22 protein-coding genes and 1 riboswitch are annotated in these 19080 nt (G+C 43.5%); of the genes, 6 read left to right on the top strand and 16 right to left on the bottom strand.

The window, feature by feature from the left end; genetic code table 11:
• Window positions 1-223: 223 nt before the first annotated feature.
• On the bottom strand, window positions 224-520 hold the full coding sequence (locus MHH63_RS02350) for a YuiB family protein (RefSeq protein ID WP_036685224.1): 297 nt from the start codon (window positions 518-520) through the stop codon (window positions 224-226).
• 373 nt (window positions 521-893) lie between these two features.
• Between MHH63_RS02350 and hemQ the strand changes: the two genes are divergently transcribed.
• Complete coding sequence (gene hemQ / locus MHH63_RS02345; protein WP_036685226.1) at window positions 894-1652, top strand: hydrogen peroxide-dependent heme synthase; 759 nt, start codon at window positions 894-896, stop codon at window positions 1650-1652.
• Window positions 1653-1719: 67 nt separating this feature from the next.
• Here hemQ and MHH63_RS02340 read toward each other — a convergent pair whose 3' ends face one another.
• Together MHH63_RS02340 and MHH63_RS02335 are read right to left on the bottom strand one after the other, a co-directional pair.
• Window positions 1720-1998, bottom strand: a complete 279-nt coding sequence (locus MHH63_RS02340) for a hypothetical protein (protein ID WP_036685228.1) — start codon at window positions 1996-1998, stop codon at window positions 1720-1722.
• A gap of 1 nt (window position 1999) precedes the next feature.
• Window positions 2000-3193, bottom strand: a complete 1194-nt coding sequence (locus MHH63_RS02335) for an NAD(P)/FAD-dependent oxidoreductase (protein WP_036685230.1) — start codon at window positions 3191-3193, stop codon at window positions 2000-2002.
• A 331-nt stretch (window positions 3194-3524) separates the two neighbouring features.
• Between MHH63_RS02335 and MHH63_RS02330 the strand changes: the two genes are divergently transcribed.
• Complete coding sequence (locus tag MHH63_RS02330) at window positions 3525-4499, top strand: NAD(P)/FAD-dependent oxidoreductase (RefSeq protein WP_076128050.1); 975 nt, start codon at window positions 3525-3527, stop codon at window positions 4497-4499.
• Between the two features lie 133 nt (window positions 4500-4632).
• On the opposite strand, the gene MHH63_RS02325 is transcribed toward MHH63_RS02330, so the two are convergent.
• Together MHH63_RS02325 and MHH63_RS02320 are read right to left on the bottom strand one after the other, a co-directional pair.
• Window positions 4633-4776 carry a sporulation histidine kinase inhibitor Sda gene (locus tag MHH63_RS02325; RefSeq protein WP_036685584.1) on the bottom strand — a complete coding sequence of 48 codons (144 nt, stop codon included), beginning with the start codon at window positions 4774-4776 and terminating at the stop codon, window positions 4633-4635.
• A gap of 315 nt (window positions 4777-5091) precedes the next feature.
• Complete coding sequence (locus MHH63_RS02320; protein ID WP_341143522.1) at window positions 5092-5754, bottom strand: YheC/YheD family protein; 663 nt, start codon at window positions 5752-5754, stop codon at window positions 5092-5094.
• A 333-nt stretch (window positions 5755-6087) separates the two neighbouring features.
• Between MHH63_RS02320 and MHH63_RS02315 the strand changes: the two genes are divergently transcribed.
• Entirely contained in the window at window positions 6088-6297 is a 210-nt protein-coding gene (locus MHH63_RS02315) for a hypothetical protein (protein WP_036685233.1), read from the top strand.
• Between the two features lie 481 nt (window positions 6298-6778).
• On the opposite strand, the gene MHH63_RS02310 is transcribed toward MHH63_RS02315, so the two are convergent.
• Window positions 6779-7231, bottom strand: a complete 453-nt coding sequence (locus tag MHH63_RS02310; RefSeq protein ID WP_076128052.1) for a GNAT family N-acetyltransferase — start codon at window positions 7229-7231, stop codon at window positions 6779-6781.
• A gap of 128 nt (window positions 7232-7359) precedes the next feature.
• Window positions 7360-7719 carry a HesB/IscA family protein gene (locus tag MHH63_RS02305; RefSeq protein ID WP_076184761.1) on the bottom strand — a complete coding sequence of 120 codons (360 nt, stop codon included), beginning with the start codon at window positions 7717-7719 and terminating at the stop codon, window positions 7360-7362.
• Window positions 7720-8177: 458 nt separating this feature from the next.
• Here MHH63_RS02305 and mqnE point away from each other — a divergent pair, with 458 nt between their 5' ends.
• A complete protein-coding gene (mqnE, locus tag MHH63_RS02300) occupies window positions 8178-9284 on the top strand; it encodes an aminofutalosine synthase MqnE (protein ID WP_036685236.1) in 1107 nt (368 codons plus the stop codon).
• A 51-nt stretch (window positions 9285-9335) separates the two neighbouring features.
• Window positions 9336-10397: an NAD(P)/FAD-dependent oxidoreductase gene (locus tag MHH63_RS02295; protein WP_076099373.1), complete on the top strand. Its 1062-nt coding sequence runs from the start codon at window positions 9336-9338 to the stop codon at window positions 10395-10397.
• 410 nt (window positions 10398-10807) lie between these two features.
• Here the strand turns inward: MHH63_RS02295 and MHH63_RS02290 are convergent, their stop codons facing one another.
• Window positions 10808-11062, bottom strand: coding sequence for a YuzB family protein (locus tag MHH63_RS02290; RefSeq protein ID WP_076099374.1), 255 nt, complete (start codon window positions 11060-11062; stop codon window positions 10808-10810).
• Window positions 11063-11143: 81 nt separating this feature from the next.
• Here MHH63_RS02290 and MHH63_RS02285 point away from each other — a divergent pair, with 81 nt between their 5' ends.
• A complete protein-coding gene (locus tag MHH63_RS02285) occupies window positions 11144-11392 on the top strand; it encodes a NifU family protein (RefSeq protein WP_036685249.1) in 249 nt (82 codons plus the stop codon).
• Window positions 11393-11550: 158 nt separating this feature from the next.
• On the opposite strand, the gene MHH63_RS02280 is transcribed toward MHH63_RS02285, so the two are convergent.
• The 8 genes from MHH63_RS02280 to MHH63_RS02245 form a co-directional block, all read right to left on the bottom strand.
• Window positions 11551-12417 carry a MetQ/NlpA family ABC transporter substrate-binding protein gene (locus MHH63_RS02280; protein ID WP_341171176.1) on the bottom strand — a complete coding sequence of 289 codons (867 nt, stop codon included), beginning with the start codon at window positions 12415-12417 and terminating at the stop codon, window positions 11551-11553.
• 57 nt (window positions 12418-12474) lie between these two features.
• Window positions 12475-13104, bottom strand: a complete 630-nt coding sequence (locus MHH63_RS02275) for a methionine ABC transporter permease (RefSeq protein ID WP_370510697.1) — start codon at window positions 13102-13104, stop codon at window positions 12475-12477.
• Window positions 13105-13133: 29 nt separating this feature from the next.
• Window positions 13134-14150: a methionine ABC transporter ATP-binding protein gene (locus MHH63_RS02270; protein ID WP_076193371.1), complete on the bottom strand. Its 1017-nt coding sequence runs from the start codon at window positions 14148-14150 to the stop codon at window positions 13134-13136.
• A gap of 102 nt (window positions 14151-14252) precedes the next feature.
• Window positions 14253-14388: riboswitch (SAM riboswitch) on the bottom strand.
• A 102-nt stretch (window positions 14389-14490) separates the two neighbouring features.
• Window positions 14491-15225, bottom strand: coding sequence for a Cthe_2314 family HEPN domain-containing protein (locus tag MHH63_RS02265; protein WP_341171175.1), 735 nt, complete (start codon window positions 15223-15225; stop codon window positions 14491-14493).
• A gap of 155 nt (window positions 15226-15380) precedes the next feature.
• Window positions 15381-16349 carry a COX15/CtaA family protein gene (locus MHH63_RS02260; RefSeq protein ID WP_445321750.1) on the bottom strand — a complete coding sequence of 323 codons (969 nt, stop codon included), beginning with the start codon at window positions 16347-16349 and terminating at the stop codon, window positions 15381-15383.
• 117 nt (window positions 16350-16466) lie between these two features.
• Window positions 16467-16811 (bottom strand): thioredoxin family protein, encoded by a 345-nt coding sequence (locus MHH63_RS02255; protein ID WP_036685265.1) that lies wholly within the window; start codon window positions 16809-16811, stop codon window positions 16467-16469.
• Window positions 16812-16889: 78 nt separating this feature from the next.
• The gene (locus tag MHH63_RS02250; protein ID WP_076277561.1) at window positions 16890-18515 is read right to left on the bottom strand and encodes a putative polysaccharide biosynthesis protein; all 1626 of its coding nucleotides are present in this window, start codon (window positions 18513-18515) and stop codon (window positions 16890-16892) included.
• A gap of 26 nt (window positions 18516-18541) precedes the next feature.
• A complete protein-coding gene (locus tag MHH63_RS02245) occupies window positions 18542-19027 on the bottom strand; it encodes a DUF456 domain-containing protein (protein ID WP_038573189.1) in 486 nt (161 codons plus the stop codon).
• Between the last annotated feature and the right edge of the window lie 53 nt (window positions 19028-19080).

The following is a 19080-nucleotide window of genomic DNA, read 5'->3' as shown; positions in this document are numbered from 1 at the left end:
TTTACACGAATTCATACAGGATTCTATTCTATCACAAATTAACATAGCGAAAATGTAAATAAAATCCCAATTTCGACTCTTTTCGCAATATAATCAACTTCTTCTTACGAATATCTACCTCTATTAAACAAGAAGAAACGGCTTCGCCGTCCTCTAAAGAGGAAGGTATCCCGTTTCTCGCAGAAATATAAGACTGATTCATAACATAGGCTCTTTCAAATCTTTAAAACATCTTGTAACCGCCAAAGCGCAGCTTTTGAATGGTCCATCCACTAAGTATAGCACCTGCAAGACCAGCGACACCTGTAAGATAATCAACAAAGTGGAAACTGGAGAGATGCTCCCAGAGCGACATCGCATTTCTATCCCAAATAGAATAGATTACGACGGGTAGAATAATAAGTACGAATAGATAAGCGGGAAACCAGGTTGTCTTCATTAACATGTTAAGAATAAAGCCGATACCAAACATCATCACAAAGAATAAAACGGCTAGGATAAACACTGGAATAAATCCCATCTTACCGTCTCCACCCCTTTCTATAAAGAAGCGCACATCTTTTACAAGCTAGTAGTAAGTTTACTAGAAAAAATGTCACGAAGCAATGAACTTTATTCAAATTCACGCACTAATTCGCACGCTTAGAGGATGCCTCCGTTTGCTCTTGGCGGCTTGATTGCGATACAATGCAAGTAGATTAATCTGATCATACATAGCCTATGAAGCAGATGCTTCGTAAGACTAAGTTTATGCTTCAATTGCGAGTTTTACGCGATGTTATTTTGGGCGAGGCTTATGCTTCGTAAAACTAAGCGTATGCTTTCGAAGCAAGTTTTACGCGATGTTATTTCAACGAGGCTTATGCTTCGTAAAACTTTTAAGGAGTGAGATCATGATCGAAGCCGCTTTGACACTGGAAGGCTGGTATGCACTGCATGACTTCCGCTCTCTGAACTGGACCGCTTGGACGGCAGCAGATGATGAAGAACGTGCCGTTGCCCTGGAAGAACTACATGCTTTTATGCAGGAATGGAGCCCTGTTGAGGAAGCTAAAGAAGGCAGCACCGCAGTATACTCCATAGTGGGCCAAAAGGCTGATTTTGTAATGATGTTTTTGCGCGAAAGCCTAGAAGCTTTGAACCAGCTTGAGACTGCCTTTAACAAAATCGCTTTTGCTCAATATACAACCAAAGCTTATTCATATGTAAGTATTGTTGAATTAAGCAACTACGCTGCTGGTGGCAGTGGCAGCGACGGCAGCGACCCTATGCAGAATCCGCATGTTGCCGCACGTTTAAAGCCTATTTTACCGCAAGCGAAACACATTTGTTTCTATCCTATGAACAAAAAACGCGAGCTTGCCGATAACTGGTACATGCTTGATATGGACAAACGCCGGGAGCTCATGGCTTCACACGGGTTAATTGGACGTTCATATGCAGGTAAAGTGAAGCAAATTATTACCGGCTCCGTCGGTTTTGATGACTGGGAATGGGGCGTGACTCTGTTCGCTGAAGATGCACTGCAATTCAAAAAGCTGGTATACGAAATGCGTTTTGACGAAGTAAGTGCCCGCTACGGCGAATTCGGACCTTTTTATGTCGGCAATCTGCTGACAGAAGAATCTTTTGAAGAAATGCTCAAGCTGTAACAACAAAAAAAGGGTGTGTCTCCAGTTCGCATGGAGACACACCCTTTTTAACTGCCATATTATTAGATTAAGACACCGAAGTTCCTGAATCCTCATCTTCGTTATCCTCATCATCTTCACGTAAACTTTCCAGATATTCAGCCGTGGCCCGATCCCGAGCGCGCCCTTTATCCTTCAGGCGTTCGATACCAGGGAGAATGAGCAGATCAATTTCCTTCTGAACGATATAAGCCAGATCATACTGGTTCTGATCCTCCAGATAAGATCCAACCTCTATCAGTCCGTTATAACGGTCCAATTCTTCCCGAGTCAGCAGTCCGCGTACCTGTACGCTGCAATGGCGCATCTTATAAGAATCTTCCTTTTTTCAGAACCAGCGGAATTCCGCCGATAATGAACAAGTAGCGCATATCTACAACTTTTTTCAACTGAGCTGCAGTCCAGCCCTTGTAAGTTTTGCTGCCTACTACAGCGATTCCTTGGCCTTTGCCTAGGGAAGCTACGGTTCCTTTATTGCTGAATGCGAATTTCTTCGGCTGTTGATTGCGGATTGCCGCCACCAAATTATGCGCACAGCATTCACCCTGCTGCATAGCAATTTGAGCGGTTGGCGGGTAAGGGCGTCCTTCCGGATTAATCATAAGGGAGCCATCACCAATAATGAAGATATTCTCTTGGCCCGGTGCACGTAGATATTCATCTACCTTCACGCGCCCACGCATAGCTTCAAATCCGGCAGCCTCAATAAGACGATTGCCACGGATTCCGCCTGTCCAAATAATTGTGGAGGCTTTGATTTCTTCGCCTGATGCCAGAATTACCCCGTTTGGCAGACACTCCTTGATCGCAACACCCATCTTGAAGGTAACTCCCTTTTTGGTGAGCAAGTCCATCGCATACTCAACAAGCTCAGGAGCGAAACCAGGCAGTGCTGTCGGAGCAGCCTCTACGTTATATATATTAACCATACTTGGATCAACGTCATATTCTTTACACAGTCCAGGGATACGGTCAGCTAATTCAGCTACAAATTCGATACCGCTAAAGCCGGCACCACCGACAACAAAATTAATATGCTCCTGAGCATTGTTCTCGTTCTTGTACTTAGCGAATTGATATTCAATATGCTCGCGAATTAAACGAACGGAATTGATGCTCCGGATTGTCAGTGCGTATTTATCAAGTCCAGGAATACCAAATGTTTCAGGCTCTCCACCTAAAGCAATGACAAGATAATCGTACGATAGGGTACCATCCTCCAAAATAATCTTTTTCTGCTGAGTACGAATTTCCTGAACAGATGACTTCACGAGGTCGATCTTGAATTCATCGATTAGTTTCGAAATGGACACCCGAGTGTGTTCAATACTGTCCGTACCCGCCGCAGGCATATGTAGATGGGTAGTAAAATAGTGGTACTCGTGACGGTTTACAAGCGTGACATCCGCTTCATTATAATTCAAAGCCTTCTGCAAGCGCTGTGCGGTCAAAATACCCCCATAGCCCGCGCCTAAGATAACGATTTTGGGAATACTACTCATGTTCCGGCTCCTTCCAAGAGGTAAATCTGTCTTTGTATTTTTTATTGAAACAATGTACGGTCCTTTTTGTGAATTTATACACTTATATTTAGAAGAAATTCCAATCAAACTTGAAGCATTTCTAAATTGACCATATCCATTGTAAACCTTAGTGTAGCATTAATCAAACATTAAAATACTAAAAAACGTCACACTTTTATTGACTTCTAAAGTCTTTCTTTGCAGGTATGTGTCACAATGATTATAATAAGTAGGTACACAAGTATGGCAAAATGAATATATCAACTCGGAGGTGTAATATCCCGTGACCCAAGAGCAATCCAGCGTTCCTATGAGCGACCTTTTAATCATAGGTGGCGGGCCAGCTGGCATGTTTGCCGCATTTTACGGCGGAATGCGTCAGGCATCAGTAACCCTTATTGAAAGTATGCCCCAATTGGGGGGACAACTTGCTGCCCTTTATCCAGAAAAATACATTTATGATGTGGCAGGTTTTCCAAAAGTAACAGCACAAGAATTGGTCGACAACCTGTCTCGGCAAATGGATATGTTCCAATCCAATATCCGGCTGGAGGAGAAAGTGATTTCTGTTCAAAAACGGGACGAACGTCATTTTGTGGTTACAACCGATGTAGCCGAATACCACAGTAAGGCGATCATCATTACAGCTGGTGTAGGTGCATTTGAACCTCGTCGTTTGGAATTACCCAACGCTGGACGTTTTGAAAAAGCAAACCTCCATTATTTTGTAAATGATCTAAATGCCTTTAAAGATAAAAAAGTTCTGATCAGCGGTGGCGGTGACTCTGCAGTTGACTGGGCGCTCATGCTGGAACCCATCGCTGAACAGGTAACCCTGATTCACCGCCGGGATAAATTCCGTGCGCATGAACATAGCGTTGAGAACCTGATGGCTTCCAAGGTTAACGTAGTTACTCCTACTGAAATTACAGAGCTGCATGGTGATGAGTTCATTACCAAGGTTACATTGTCAAATATCAAGACCAAAGAAACTCAAGAAATTGAAGTGGACAGCGTTATTGTGAACTTCGGATTCATCTCTTCCCTAGGTCCTATTGCCGAATGGGGTATTGATATTGAGGGGAACTCCATTGTTGTTGACTCGCGTATGGAAACAAGCATTCCAGGCATATTTGCTGCCGGCGATATCACAACTTACCCTGGTAAGCTGAAGCTGATTGCTGTAGGATTTGGCGAAGCTCCAACGGCTGTGAATAATGCTAAGGTGTACATTGATCCAGAAGCGAAGCTATCACCGGGTCACAGCAGTAATATGAAACTCTAAATCTATTAACACAATAAAAAAGGGTATTCTTACAGGCCTGTTGATAACAGCCTGTGAGGATACCCTTTTATGTTTGTTTGTGCCTCGCGGTTTTATATATGTAGCCTGCTACAAAGTTATCCTTTGCGCTTTTTTAATGAAGAACCGCATGTACTGGAGAGTGTAAGTTTCGTTTGCGAATTTCAACGAGTAGAAGAGCGATGAAATCATGCTCTAGTTGCAGCTCTATTGCTCTATGGTAAGAGTCAAGCAGCATCTCATCCGACAATTCAACCATAAACTTCATCTACCTTTCCTTTATTTGGATCTGAATCTATCATATCAAACTATCATTTTTCGAACAAGCGTTCGCGTTATCCACAAGTACATGTGGAAATCCTGTGTATAAAATGTGTGTAAGCGTTATAAAGGTACTAGCTACACAGTGGACTATGGGGATAATAGTTATACACAGGATTGAACCACTTGTATAAAGCAAAAAATATATTTTTATTGTAAATAAATTACAATGTTATTTACCCCAAAAGAACGCAACTAAACGCAATTTTATCTTACTACTCTATTATCGTCAATTCTTAAAATAATTGTTAATTTATTGAGGTCTTGTATTAACCTCCAAAATCCATATTTTCCCCGAATAATCTACAGCATAATCAAAGCCCAGCTCACCTATTCCCGGAAAATGCCGTTCCATAATTCCGATACATACATGGGTTAGTCTCCGCATTTCTGCTTTCTTCGCTGAAGCTTTAATCCGCGGCAACGATCTACGAAGTCCTTCACGACATGATAGCATCGTTCCCCCTTTACAAAGATTGGTTACGAACAGACCTGGCCGAGCCAATCTCCCTACCATGGAGCGAAATTCCCAAACCTCACCATTCTTAACTACTTTGACCCGATAATCAATAGGCCGCCCGCCGATTCTCGCCAGGGAAATCCCTTGTTGAATCAAATATCTGCGTTTTGCCTTCACAGTATTAAGCGCACGTCTCATGGATCCAAAATCCTTGTAAATTCGAGTTCTGTCCATATAGGTGAATCCATAACCGCGACTATCCCGAAAAACTTTGATTACACCGTAACCTCCGCCACCCACAATAGGTTTAATGACAACATTTCCATATCTACGAAGCATTGCCAGGAGCGTTTCTGCCCTGTACCCCCTCGTCATTGGGATATAGGGTGCAACCCGAGCGTCGGTCAGCAACGCCTCTGTCTTCAGCCACTTACTGGCCAATTGTCTTCCTGCCATCGTCCTTTCCCTCCCTTCACAATCCAGCCTACCCTATACATTACTCAGAGAAGGTCTCGCCCTCTTGTATGATTGTCCGTGTAAGATGCCGCTCTTAGCAAAAAGGGCTTAGTGTTTAGCACAGCATCAGTCGACAGCGACAGGGTACAACCGCGGATTTTGTAGATTCAGTTCTCAAGAAATTCGACATCATTATCTTAATGGATGAGTTCACTATAACTAGAATAATCTTCAAAATCGTTGTATTATTAATAGCGGTTACATTTTCAATTTCTACTATTATAGTGAGTACTAACAGAATCACTAAAAAGCACAGCGCGGGGAGGGCTCAGAATGGCACAGTTTTTTGAGGTTTTATATTGGGTGGCTATGCTTGGGATGTCCATTGTATTGGCTGGAACGACTATACTGATCTGCGCCATTGGCTTTAAATTTATTAAAGACAAACGCAGAGCACTGGGTACGGGCTGTATCGCCTTCTCCCTTGGAGCTGCAGCGCTCATCGTATTTATGATTAATTACAAGTTTATTATTCCAGCCTAATGTACGCAGGGGACTGCCTATAAACAGCTTACTTCTATGCACAAACGGTCCGACCCTCGCAAAAAAAACACAGAGCAGCGATTCTCCAGTTATGTGGAGAATCGCTGCTCTGTGTTTTTAAACAATAGCTATCTGCTTCAACAGTGTCGTTAACCCATGAGCATTTCGGACCCAGATGACGTTATTTGCAGATTTTCAACCTTTGAGGCGTGTTTTCGGACTCCAGTGACACTATCGCTTAGAAAGAGTTTCATATTTACTGATTTTCATAGCAATAGCGGCAATGCGGTCCGTTGGCACCACAAATATGGGAAAATGCGGCGTTTAGGGTCATCTGTGTCCGATACATGGCTTGCGATACATGGTTAGCGATATATCGTTCGTGATACATGGTTAGCGATTTATCGTTTGCTTCCTATGTAAAAGAATAAAGAGCTACCCCAGCGCCCATTAAATGGCTTCTGAGAAACTCCCCTATTACTCATAAATCCAGCGACAGGCGTATCATATCTATGACTTGAATCCCATTTTCAAAGATTTCTTCACTGTAATGCCTAATAAAAAAATCTCTGTCAATGCCGGTGATTCTGAATCCACATTTCTGATAAAGTGCCAATTGTCCAACGCTCGAATTTCCTGTGCCAATTTCAATGGTTTTTGCTCCAAGCAGCTTGGCATTCTGAATCGCATGGTTCAGCAGCTGTTTTCCTATACCTTGCCCGTGTTTATTTTCGTCGACGGCGATATTTACGATCTCTACAGTCTCCGGTCTTGTCTGCAGCACAACGTAGACTCCGATGATGCTGTTATCCACCTCAGCTACACAACATAACCCTCTTTGTAAATATCCGTTAACCAAGCTCTCCGAAGGATCTGCTAATAGAAGTAATTCTAATGGAGGCTGTTCACCAGCTTTTAATTTTCTGATTTCCATTTCCATTTCCGAACTCCTTGTGATGATTTTTGTCATTGAGAATAAAAAAAAAAAAAAAAAAAAAAAAAAAAACTCCAAGCCTGTGTTGTTAGAATCCAACACGGGGCTTGGAGCCGTGATTGCTGTAATTAGCAAGGCTCTTCGTTAGGTTTCCCTGCATCCGTAGCTGTACGGAAGCTTGAACCGCAGCCGCAAGTTGCAGTAGCGTTAGGGTTGTTGATGGTGAAACCACCCGTCATGCCGGATTCTTCAAAGTCGATTTCGAGACCGTCCAGGTAACGAAGGTTCTCCTTCTCCACAACCACTTTCATGGCTTGAATGTCCATATATACGTCCTGATCGGTTTCATTATCATCAAAGCCCATAGCGTACGAGAATCCACTGCAACCGCCGGGCGTTACTCCAATACGGAGGAACATGTTCGGTACTTCTTGTTCAGCAAGCATCGCCTTTAATTGTTCTGCTGCCTTTTCACTAATATTAATCATGATCTCATCCTCCTACAAATTCGTCTCCCTTCATAAGCGGAAACTTATGTTTAAGGGACCTTCCGGCCAAAAGTTATTTCTTAAAAATATAAGAAAGTATAAGTGTTGCACCTATTCTTTATGTCTTATATTTCTCGCTTAAACGCTTATCAACTTTATAAGGATGCCAATGACGTTTATGCTTGATAAATTCAGTATAACCGACTATTCCGTTACCCTCAAGTCACAACTGCCTTCGGCATGACCCTTCACAGCAAAAAACACCATCAATATCAAGCTGTTGATACCCTTAGGAGAGTAGGTTTATAATAGGGAAGGCACTCTAAGTAAAAATTCGGAAATTTGTCACGGAGGCAAGCTCGCCTCTTTCTTTTCTAGAATGAACAGCTACCACTTGGGTACGTCTGGAATTTATCTTCGAGCAATCTGCTCGTAAACTTTCAGGAGGAAATCATAATATGTCTACTCTTTTTACCCCCCACACGGATGCCCGAATGGCGAACATTATTGATAAGGTTCGCAGCGGCGAAAGATTGAATTTGGAAGATGGCGTTTATTTATATCAAAGCAACGATTTACTTACCATTGGCCAGCTAGCGAATGAAGTCAATATCGCCAAGAATCACAATCGGGTATATTTTATCGAAAACATGAGTCTATATTTCACCAATGTTTGCGAATCGCACTGTGCATTCTGCAATTTCCGCAAAGATGATGGAGAAGAGGGAGCCTATACCCTTTCCGGTCAGGAAATGGTGCAATATGTCGAACAGCATATCCACCCAGGCGTACGCGAATTCCATATTGTTGGTGGCCATAACGACAAGGTTCCCTTCCAATATTATGTGGATTCTTTAAAAGCTTTGAACGAACGTTTCCCTGAGGTTACCTTAAAAGCCTACACTGCCGCTGAAATTGATTTTTTCACCCGTATTAGCGGTTTGAGTATTCGTGAGGTACTGGAACAATTGCGTGCTGCTGGACTGAAAACACTCACCGGTGGTGGTGCAGAAATATTATCCGACCAATATCGTAAAAAAATGCGTGTAGACAAAGCTAATGTGGAAGAATATCTGGAAGTCCATCGGACAGCACATCAGCTTGGGATGAAGACCCATACCACTATGCTGTACGGCTCCATTGAATCTCATGAAGACCGTATCCGCCATATGATGCAAATCCGTGATTTGCAGGACGAAACCAATGGCTTTATGGTATTCATTCCATTGTCCATGCAGCCTAAGAATAAAAACGCTGGCATCATGCGCCGCAACTCTGCTTATGAGGATCTGAAGACCATTGCGATCAGCAGATTGATGTTGGACAATTTCGATCACATCAAAGCGTACTTCATTAACATTGGCCCCCAGCTTACTCAAGTTGCGCTGAACTTCGGTGCATCAGATGTGCATGGCACAATTCTAAAAGAACGTATCAGCCACGCGGCTGGCGCCTTAACACCGGAAGGTCTGACTCGCGACGAATTGATCTGGCTAGTGAAAGGTGCTGGACGAATTCCTGTCGAACGTGACACTTTCTATAATGAAGTTAAGGTATACGAATAAGAAGACTACCTGAGATTTGTTATCCCATATTGGAAAGGAAGTTCGGTCAGCATGAGAACAATACTCGTTCTTGGCGGTGGCTACGGCGGCCTAGCCTTAATTCAAGAATTACTCAATAATCATCTTCCTCATGATGTTGAAATTATCTTAATTGACCGAATGCCTTATCAAGGAATCAAAACGGAATATTATGCGCTCGCCGCAGGTACCGTAACTGATTATCACCTGCGCATTCATTTTCCGGTTCACCCCCGGCTTACTGTCCGGTACGGTGAAGTGAGTTCCATTGATTTGGAGAGCAAAATAGTCAGTATGGAGTCCGGTGAGATTGTATCTTATGATCTCCTAGCCATTGCTCTTGGCTGTACCGACAATTACCACAACATCCCTGGTGCTGATCAATATACCTGCAGCATCCAGACCTTTGCTGGTACTCGGGAAACCTACCGCCGTTTAAATGATGTGAAGCCTTACGGAACGATAAACATTGTAGGTGGAGGATTGAGCGGTGTTGAATTAGCCGCAGAGCTTCGGGAAAGCCGTCCAGACCTTAACATCGCTATTCTGGATCGCGGTGAACGTGTTTTGTCTGCCTTTCCGGCAAAGCTGTCACAGTACGTAGAGGAATGGTTTCATCACCATCAGGTGCAAACGCTGGGACGAATCTCTGTATCTCATGTAGAGAAGGATTCGATTTTTAACGGTACCGAGGAAATCCTTTCAGATGTGACAGTATGGACCGCAGGGATTCAACCTGTAAAAGTAGTTCAAGATTTGAATGTGTCGAAGGACCGCGGTGGACGGATTATGCTGGATGAGTATTATCGTATACCGGATTATCCGGAGGTATATGTGATTGGTGACTGTGCCAGTCTGCCATTCGCACCAAGCGCACAAGCCGCTGGAGCACAGGGTGAGCAGGTAGCTCAGGTTATCCAAGCGACCTGGCGCGGTGAGACTCCTAAGCTTCATCCTATTCGCCTGAAGGGTACTTTAGGGTCACTAGGAAAAAAAGCAGGATTCGGACTTATGGGACAACGCTCCGTCAAAGGACGGGTTCCCCGCATCCTCAAGAGCGGAGTGCTCTGGATGTCGAAACGCACTTTAGGATAAGCCTATGATTGGTTCATAAGTATTAAAGGAAGCTACTCTCAGATAAACACGAGAGTAGCTTCCTTACGTTATTGGTGCGTATACCCTTCGGACTCAGATGACCTTATTTGCAAATTTTCAGCCTTTGAAGGAGAGTTTCGGACTCCAGTGAAGTTATTGCTTATAATGAGGTTCATTTATGCTGTTTTTCAGGTGAATAGTGACTATGGGGTCCGATAGCAATCCAAATGTAGGAAAACACTCAATATAAGGTCGCCTGAGTCCGGTGGCACCTTCACGGTAGCCCCTGCACTCTCCAATATGTTGCCTAATCGATCAAATTGGTGGATTTTGTTCAAGTAAGGTTCCAAAAAGAGGGAGCACTCCATAATTTAGATTATGGAGTGCTCCCTCTTTTTTTCTCGAGAAATTTAGTCAAGATCTATATTAAACCAAGCCTCAAGCTCTTTGATCTTGGCCTCAATTTTCTCTTCTAGCTCTGCAACAGTTTCTGCTGCAATAATGTCACCTTCAACCATGGCGAAAGGCATTAAATAACACTCTCCACAATTGTTCAGACATCCGTATTCAATGACATCATAATCTGGATTTTCCTCCAGCTTATGCATTAGCTTGTCTGTTCCGTGACCCATGTTGCTGGAACAAAATTCAATAATTGGTCTCATGATGATCTCCCTATTCCGCCTAACCATTTTATTTTTTAACTTTTTGTACTATAATGAACTTACGAAAGGAGTGATTGAGAAATGAGTGAGAATGCACAAAGCACCGAAATGTATGATGAAGTACTAGAAGTGCTGGATAAGCTTCGTCCGTTCCTGCAGCGCGATGGCGGTGACGTAGAACTGGTCGATGTGGAAGACGGCATCGTTAAGTTGAAACTTATGGGTGCCTGCGGCAGCTGCCCAAGCTCCACGATCACCTTGAAAGCCGGGATTGAACGCGCCCTCCTTGAAGAAGTAGAAGGCGTTGAAGAAGTAGTTCAAGTATTCTAAATCCCGTTCAATAACCCTCCCGATTCTCCTGTATAGGAGATCGGGATTTTCTTATTATAGAGGATTTAACATTCTCTCACAACCTTAGAACATAAAACCCGCAAGCCAACTTGGCTGCGGGTTCTTGTTATGACTATAGACGAATTTAGCTTCATTCCTTAAAACGCTGGAATGATCGCACCTTCGTACTTTTCTTCAATGAAAGCTTTAGCTTCTGGAGAATTCAGGGCAGCAACCAGCTTTTTGATGGCTTCGGAATCTTTATTGTCTTGACGGGTTACCAAAATGTTAGCATAAGGGGAATCTACACCCTCGATGAACAATGCATCTTTAGTTGGCACAAGACCAGCGTCTAGTGCAAAGTTCGTGTTGATCAAAGCAAGGTCTACCTCATCCAGTTGACGTGGGAGCATAGCAGCTTCCAACTCAATGATGTCGAGATTTTTCTTGTTTTCAGTGATATCTGCTTTTGTTGCAGCAATGTTTGTATCATCTTTCAAGGTAATCAGACCATTTTTTGCAAGTAGGATTAGTGCACGGCCACCGTTAGTAGCATCGTTCGGAATGGCAACTTTTGCACCATCAGCCAACTCATCGATCGATTTGATTTTTTTGGAATAAGCTCCAAAAGGTTCAACGTGAACGGATGTAACAGAGACCAGGTCGGTTTTATTATTTTTGTTTTGGTCATCCAGATACGGTTGGTGTTGGAAAAAGTTAGCATCTAACTCCTTCTCATCAAGCTGCACGTTAGGTTGAATATAGTCAGTGAATTCTTTGATTTCAAGTGTAATTCCATCTTTTTCAAGCAATGGAGCAATAGCCTTCAAAATTTCAGCATGAGGAACAGGTGAGGCACCAATAACCAATTTCACTGGATCTTTAGTAGGTTCACTTGTTGCTTCTGCGTTTGGTGCTGTTGTAGCAGCCGAGCTCCCAGCATTATTAGATGCATTGTTGTTACCGCAAGCCGCAAGCACCGCAACCAGTGTCAGGCTAAAAAATGTAAGTAGTACTTTTTTCATTGTAAATCCCCCTCTAATCTATATTTTGTATTGAATAAGGATATATATGGATGTACCTTATTTCCGTGTGTAATGTTTTACGAGTCGGTCACCGGCCATTTGTAGCAATTGCACCAGTACGACAATAAATACTATAGAAACAATCATAATCTCCGTCTCATAGCGGTGGTAGCCGTAACGAATCGCCAAGTCACCTAATCCGCCGCCCCCAACCATACCAGCCATTGCTGTATAGGAGACCAGTGTAACCAGTGTGATCGTAACTCCAGCGAGCAGACCTGGACGAGCTTCTGGCAAAAGAACACGCATAACGATTTGGTTCGTCGATGCTCCCATACCTTGTGCGGCTTCGATGACTCCGCGGTCTACCTCTCTTAACGACGTCTCTACCAAGCGGGCAAAAAATGGAGCTGCACCAATCACCAGAGGTGGAATCGTACCGAGTACACCAATGGAGGTTCCAACAACAGCTTTGCTGAAAGGAATTAGAGCCACCATCAAAATGATAAAGGGTACGGAACGTAGGATATTTACAAGTAATGATAAGACCGAGTAAGTTACTCTGATTACTATACTATTCGATTTTCCCCATAAATACAATAGAATTCCGAGTGGTAAACCAAGAATAATTGTGAACAATCCGGAAAAAAATATCATTTTTATAGTAGCAACCGTAGCATCCATCATTTCTTGCCAATTTAGATCTGCAAAATTCATTACGAAATCACCTCCACATCAAGGCCTTGAGCAATTAGTCTGGAGATCGTTACAGCAATCGCCTCAGCTGGCCCTTCGAACCGCACAATCATCTGTCCATAAGGCACATCTTTAATCGTTGAGATGGTACCATGTAAGATTGCAAAGCTTACACCCGTATCACGCACGACATCGGATAGTGCCGAGCCGTAAGTTTTTTCTCCGAAAAAAGTAATTTTGACAGCTTTAGAGTTATCCCCGGCAGCAGCATCAAGCGCCACTCGAAGAGGTCCTTCATTCTGTGTCTCACTGCGAATGAAATCGCGTGTAACCTCATGCTGCGGCTTGAGAAATACCTCTGTAACTTTGCCTTGCTCAACAATCCCACCACCATGAATGACCGCGACACGGTCGCAGATGCTCTGGATTACATGCATTTCATGTGTGATCAGCACAATGGTCAAATGGAATCTTTTATTAATATCGAGCAGCAGCTTAAGAATGGAATCCGTTGTCTGGGGATCAAGCGCAGAAGTGGCCTCGTCACACAGCAGCACATCAGGGTCACTGGCTAGTGCCCGGGCGATGCCGACCCGCTGCTTTTGTCCTCCAGATAACTGAGAAGGAAACTTATCTTTATGTTCTTCAAGCCCAACTAGAGCGAGCAGGTCTTTGACTTTTGTATCAATAGCTGTTCTAGATGTACCTGCAAGGCGCAGTGGAAAGGCAATATTATCGTATACGGTCGCCGAAGACAGCAAATTGAAATGTTGAAAAATCATCCCAATCTTGCGCCGCTGTTCCTGCAGCTGACCTTGGTTAAGACTGGTTAGCTCAACACCGTCTACCCAGACCTCTCCTTCTGTCGGACGTTCCAACAGATTAATGCAACGGATCAATGTACTTTTCCCGGCTCCAGAGTGGCCGATGACTCCGAATATTTCACCTTTCTCGATGGACAGATTCAATCCAGAAAGTGCTGTTGCCGCATTACTCCCTTTTCCATAAACCTTTGTTATCCCTTTTAGATTAATCAACTCTCGTCGCCCCCCCTTTATACTTCACTTATTCTATACAAAAAAACCTCCAACGATCGATGCAGATCGCAAGAGGCTCTGTGGGTTTATTAAGACAATGCCTTCTCATCTGCCAACGACCGCAACCTGCGCCATTGTAGGAATTAGCACCATGACATTTGTACAACGCTTCCCGCGCTGGATACAAATCGGTTGCCGGGCTTCATCGGGCCTATCCCTCCGCCGCTCTCGATAAGATAAAGTTATGAAATTATATTTTTTCTGAAATCGTACATACTTTAATGCAAGCATAAGTATAGTGAGTTTATCTATTTTTGTCAAAAGGAAATATATTGAACGATTACGATTTTATGCTCTTTGCCTTGCTTATTTCCTTAAGCAGCTGTTCATTGCTGTAGCTGAATGCCGCGATTAATGTCTTACAGTTCATTTCGAGCGATTGTTTTAAATCCTCAAGATGGCTATCCAGATCCTCGAGCTGAATTTTGTCATGCAGACCTTGGTGCCGCTGCCACAAATCATCCTGCATTTCGGAATTCATATAATGAATTTCAGCATTTCTGCGCTTGCGTAAATTCTCCAATGGATCGCGGTAGGAGTTCTTAATCTCTTCCAGTTGATCCGCTAATGCAGGATGCACATTCAATAATTGAAGCTGACGCAGCACTGTAAAATAAGAAAAGTGCGTTTTTAATTTGGATGTTTTGAGATCATAAAAATGATTCAGTACCGTCCCAAGCTTGTCCAGAAGAGAGAAAACCCGGATAAAGCCATCTTTATAAAAATAAACATAACGTGCATAATCGCCCTGTTCCACCGGTGTCATATCATCCATATAACCCGCAATCACTAATTTCCGGTAAAAAGCGGCCGCGAACCAACTTTGCTCCAGTTCATCCAGAGAGGAAATCAGCCCACGTGTCCAAATCTCCAGCTTGCGGTATTCATGGTCATTATCCTCATGGGCACTCATTTCCTTGCGCAGCAATGCTGCAAAAGTGGCCATATTCTCCATCGCATCAGCCAACACACCGCTGTTCTTTCGAGGCGGCTCTCCAAGTAATACCCGCAGCATATCCCAGTCCTCCTAAAGTTTTGTTCAGCGTCTGCTTCCATGGACTGCTTCGTACAAAACTCGCGACGTAAGCATCGGCCAATCAGCTCCACGATATACCGATTTCCACTTTATTATTCCGCGGGTGAAGCACCTCTATCCACGGAGGGAATGTTCTACCAAGGCGGTGGAATCATTGGGCTCGTTACATTTTTTCCAGACACGACACTACTCGCGCGATTTAGCTGCCAGACTCTTACACTCATATAACATAAGACACCAAACAAACTGGCAATCAGTAAAATATGAGCCAAAGTGGCAAATATGTACAGCCTTTCATTATCTAGAGTGTAAACCACAGCCGCCCCACTAAATACCTGCATCAAGCATAACAGCACTGCAGCTACACCCAGCGCTCTAAGCTCTGGATAATCCTTATGTTTCCAAAATGCTAAATGCCCAAGCAGCGCAGTAAGCATGAATAAGATTAAAGCCGCAATCCGATGCGTAAAAACAACACCTACACCTCCGGAAAGCTCCGGAACCCATTCTCCATTACAAAGCGGCCAACCCGAACACCCGCCTTGTGAATCCGTATGACTTACAAAGGCTCCAATATACACGACAATATAAGAATAGATGGCAGTAAAACAGGTTAAATTGCGAAAAGCCTTACTTACGGGCTTCTTTTGAGCCTCCAGCTTATGATCATATTCACGTGCTTCATGCCATCTCTTGGTTCCAAGAGCCAACATCATAGCGCTCGAAAAGGCGATCAAAGAAAAACCCATATGCAACGCCATTACAGCAGCGGATTGGGATTTAATTACTGCAAGCGCTCCCATACCACCTTGAACGATGACGAATACTAAGGTCATAAATGCATATCCCAGCAAATCGCGCCGAGTACGGGCATAACGCCAAAAAGCAAACATCGAGGCAAGTGAGAATAACCCTGCCAAACCGCTAAACAAGCGATGGGTGTATTCAATCATCGAGCCTATAGTATAAGCCGGAATTAATTTTCCATGACAGAGCGGCCATTCATTTCCGCATTCCAAGCCCGATCCAGTCTTCGTCACTACCGCTCCTCCGAGTACAGCGAGGAACATGATAAGGCAAGTAAGATAACTAAGCCATTTCAACTGATTTGTCGTCAAAAATATCACCCGCAGTTTTTAGTAATGGAGAAGCAGCCAGACTTATATTTCAAAAAACCACCGCTTTTGCACAAACAGGCGAAAGCGGTGGTTCCTTAGGAATTACTTTTGAAGGCTTTGATGCACTTGGACCGCTTTATCAAGGAAATTCTCAATCTCTTCACGGGATTTGCGCAATTTATTAACGAATCTAACCAATTCCCGTCCATCCGAATATGCGACGAAGCTTGGAATACCCATAATATTTTGTTCTTGGCTAACATCGCCCACGGCATCAACATCTACCTCAACCAGTGTAAGGCGGTCTGCATAAGCCTGCTCTACCTCTGGGATAAAAGGATCGATAAATTTACAATCCGAGCACCAGTCAGCCTTGAAGATGGCCACTGTTAATCGAGGTGATTGAATGGCTACCTGAAATTCAGCAGGAGAACTAATTTTGTCCATGATTTACTCAGTCCCTTCTTCAATATCTGTCTATTTTCTACTCTTTAAGTGAAGCAAAATGCAGTGTAGAAGTCAAACCTATTCTCTCATACGAACACGTGCAGGCTGTAACTTCATCAGCGGATTCAATAATTTTTGCAACGCCCGCGGATAACTGGAGATTTCCTGTTTAGTCAGCACACCCAGCACAATAAGCAGTACTAGATAAATAACAACAACGGCTGCCCCTACAACAAGACAAGTGATCAGAAACGCCAAACGTGCAGGCATCAGATCCGTTAACAGAATCCCAGCTTCATTCAAGCCATAACCAATCCCGCCGGACACAAGTACCGCAATCGCGAAACCGCCCCAACGTTTGCCCATAATTTCAAATGGCACAATCGATTTCAGCATCCGTAAGTTAAGCAAAGTAATGACCACGAAACAAAGTGCTGTTGCACCGATAATTCCGTAGATGCCAAATACCTTACTAAGTAATAAGCTTGCCACTAATTTTACAATAATACCCGCTAACACATAATACATGGAAATTCGCGATTTGCCCATACCTAACAAAATAGAGTTCGTTGTCATCATCGTAATCTGAAAGATCGTTCCTAAAGTAAGCATGGCTACGATACCACTGCCATCTAAACTACTGAATAAGAGGCCATTAACTGAATATGCAGCAACTACGAGTGATAGAACAATCGGTGCTCCTGTTAAAATAGAGATACGAAGCGCTAACGTCACTTGCCCTTTTAGATGTTTTTCATCCCGACGGGCATATGCAGCTGAAATAATTGGTATTAGTGAAGTGCTCAGTGCTATAGAAAGAACCGGCGGAATCCCGGCGACACTCTGTGCCCGACTCCCGAAAATACCCAAAGCACGTGTGGCATCAGCTACACCAACTTGTCCACTCAGTAACGGTACAATTAAAGATGTATCAATAAAGTTCACTACTGGAACCGTAACTGAAGATAGAACGATAGGAATGGATAATTTAAATATATCCTTATAAATTCCAAATAGAGGAAGCTTCGCTTCATTCGTTTCGTATAACGCAGTTTGCCCCTCACTACGCCGTAATTTCATAGCGTAATAGAGCATTACACCAAAAGCACCAACACTACCAAATACACTACCGAATGATGCTCCAGCAGCCATCCAAGTGTTGTCGTACCCTTTTTGTAACAATACAAATGCCAGAAGAACAGCTGTAGATACCCTCGCGATCTGCTCCACAATTTGAGAGATGCCACCAGCCATCATATTATTCCGCCCTTGAAAGTAACCACGCATCATTGCAATAGAAGGGAAGAGTAGGAGTGCCGGAGCTATGGCCCGGATCGCCAAAGTACTTTCAGGAACTTTTGCATATTCTGCATAATAAGGAGCACCTATGTATAACAATGCGCTCATAATTACGCCAACTACAACACCAAAGATTAATGCCGCCCGATACACCTGCTGAGCTTCATTTGGTCTATTCAGTGCATAACGCTCAGATACCATTTTACTTAATGTACTTGGAATCCCTGCTGTAGCCAGCGGTAATAACATTAAATAAACTGTGTTTGCCTGTGTAAATGAAGCATTACCAACATCATTAAATAAATGCTCCAGCGGCACCCGCTGGACAAGCCCGAGTACCCTTGCCACCAAAGCTGCAGCAGCAAGGATAAGCGTGCCTTTAACAAAAGACTCTTTCTTGGACAAACTCTTTCCCCTTCTTCACTGTTAAATTAAAACCGGGCGACCCATATAAAAAAGAGGACGACCATAATTACCTGCAACACGATTTTGACCAAGGTGCTGCTAAATAAGCCGAGTATGGAGCCAACACTTACCTTAGCAGCTTTAGACGGGGAAGATCCCACGATCAGTTCTCCAATAAAAGCCCCTAGAAATGGTCCAATGATAAGACCAAAAGCTGGAATAACAAAAGGTCCCAAGATCAGCCCGATCGTGCTCCCGATAATCGATGAACGTGAACCGCCAAATTTTTTGACACCCCACGCTCCTACAACATAATCAGCAACAAAAAGAACTACAACGATCAGTGTTTGAATAATCCAGAACCAAACCCCAAAGGGCTCAAAAGAAAAGAACCAGCCGTATACAAAAAAGGCAAGATAGATCGCTAACGCACCCGGCAGTATGGGATACACAGCCCCTGCCAATCCTACAGCAAACAAAACAATAATAAGAATCCAACCCAGGATCGTCAATTCCTTAACCTCCTACTAGCATAATGCTCCATGGATTCACTTCGCAGTACTGC

The organism is Paenibacillus sp. FSL H3-0310 (assembly GCF_038002785.1).
Taxonomy (GTDB): domain Bacteria; phylum Bacillota; class Bacilli; order Paenibacillales; family Paenibacillaceae; genus Paenibacillus_AQ; species Paenibacillus_AQ odorifer.
This window is presented reverse-complemented; position numbering and strand designations above follow the sequence as displayed.

What these genes read in the sequence shown, in the direction of transcription:
- MHH63_RS02320 (WP_341143522.1), bottom strand. Translation starts at nt 5,754, where the DNA reads ATGGCAGGAAGACAATTGGCCAGTAAGTGGCTGAAGACAGAGGCGTTG.
- MHH63_RS02350 (WP_036685224.1), bottom strand. Translation starts at nt 520, where the DNA reads ATGGGATTTATTCCAGTGTTTATCCTAGCCGTTTTATTCTTTGTGATG.
- MHH63_RS02290 (WP_076099374.1), bottom strand. Translation starts at nt 11,062, where the DNA reads ATGAGACCAATTATTGAATTTTGTTCCAGCAACATGGGTCACGGAACA.
- MHH63_RS02315 (WP_036685233.1), top strand. Translation starts at nt 6,088, where the DNA reads ATGGCACAGTTTTTTGAGGTTTTATATTGGGTGGCTATGCTTGGGATG.
- mqnE (WP_036685236.1), top strand. Translation starts at nt 8,178, where the DNA reads ATGTCTACTCTTTTTACCCCCCACACGGATGCCCGAATGGCGAACATT.
- MHH63_RS02275 (WP_370510697.1), bottom strand. Translation starts at nt 13,104, where the DNA reads ATGATGGATGCTACGGTTGCTACTATAAAAATGATATTTTTTTCCGGA.
- MHH63_RS02295 (WP_076099373.1), top strand. Translation starts at nt 9,336, where the DNA reads ATGAGAACAATACTCGTTCTTGGCGGTGGCTACGGCGGCCTAGCCTTA.
- hemQ (WP_036685226.1), top strand. Translation starts at nt 894, where the DNA reads ATGATCGAAGCCGCTTTGACACTGGAAGGCTGGTATGCACTGCATGAC.
- MHH63_RS02280 (WP_341171176.1), bottom strand. Translation starts at nt 12,417, where the DNA reads ATGAAAAAAGTACTACTTACATTTTTTAGCCTGACACTGGTTGCGGTG.
- MHH63_RS02285 (WP_036685249.1), top strand. Translation starts at nt 11,144, where the DNA reads ATGAGTGAGAATGCACAAAGCACCGAAATGTATGATGAAGTACTAGAA.
- MHH63_RS02310 (WP_076128052.1), bottom strand. Translation starts at nt 7,231, where the DNA reads ATGGAAATCAGAAAATTAAAAGCTGGTGAACAGCCTCCATTAGAATTA.
- MHH63_RS02325 (WP_036685584.1), bottom strand. Translation starts at nt 4,776, where the DNA reads ATGGTTGAATTGTCGGATGAGATGCTGCTTGACTCTTACCATAGAGCA.
- MHH63_RS02330 (WP_076128050.1), top strand. Translation starts at nt 3,525, where the DNA reads ATGAGCGACCTTTTAATCATAGGTGGCGGGCCAGCTGGCATGTTTGCC.
- MHH63_RS02265 (WP_341171175.1), bottom strand. Translation starts at nt 15,225, where the DNA reads ATGCTGCGGGTATTACTTGGAGAGCCGCCTCGAAAGAACAGCGGTGTG.
- MHH63_RS02305 (WP_076184761.1), bottom strand. Translation starts at nt 7,719, where the DNA reads ATGATTAATATTAGTGAAAAGGCAGCAGAACAATTAAAGGCGATGCTT.
- MHH63_RS02335 (WP_036685230.1), bottom strand. Translation starts at nt 3,193, where the DNA reads ATGAGTAGTATTCCCAAAATCGTTATCTTAGGCGCGGGCTATGGGGGT.
- MHH63_RS02255 (WP_036685265.1), bottom strand. Translation starts at nt 16,811, where the DNA reads ATGGACAAAATTAGTTCTCCTGCTGAATTTCAGGTAGCCATTCAATCA.
- MHH63_RS02340 (WP_036685228.1), bottom strand. Translation starts at nt 1,998, where the DNA reads ATGCGCCATTGCAGCGTACAGGTACGCGGACTGCTGACTCGGGAAGAA.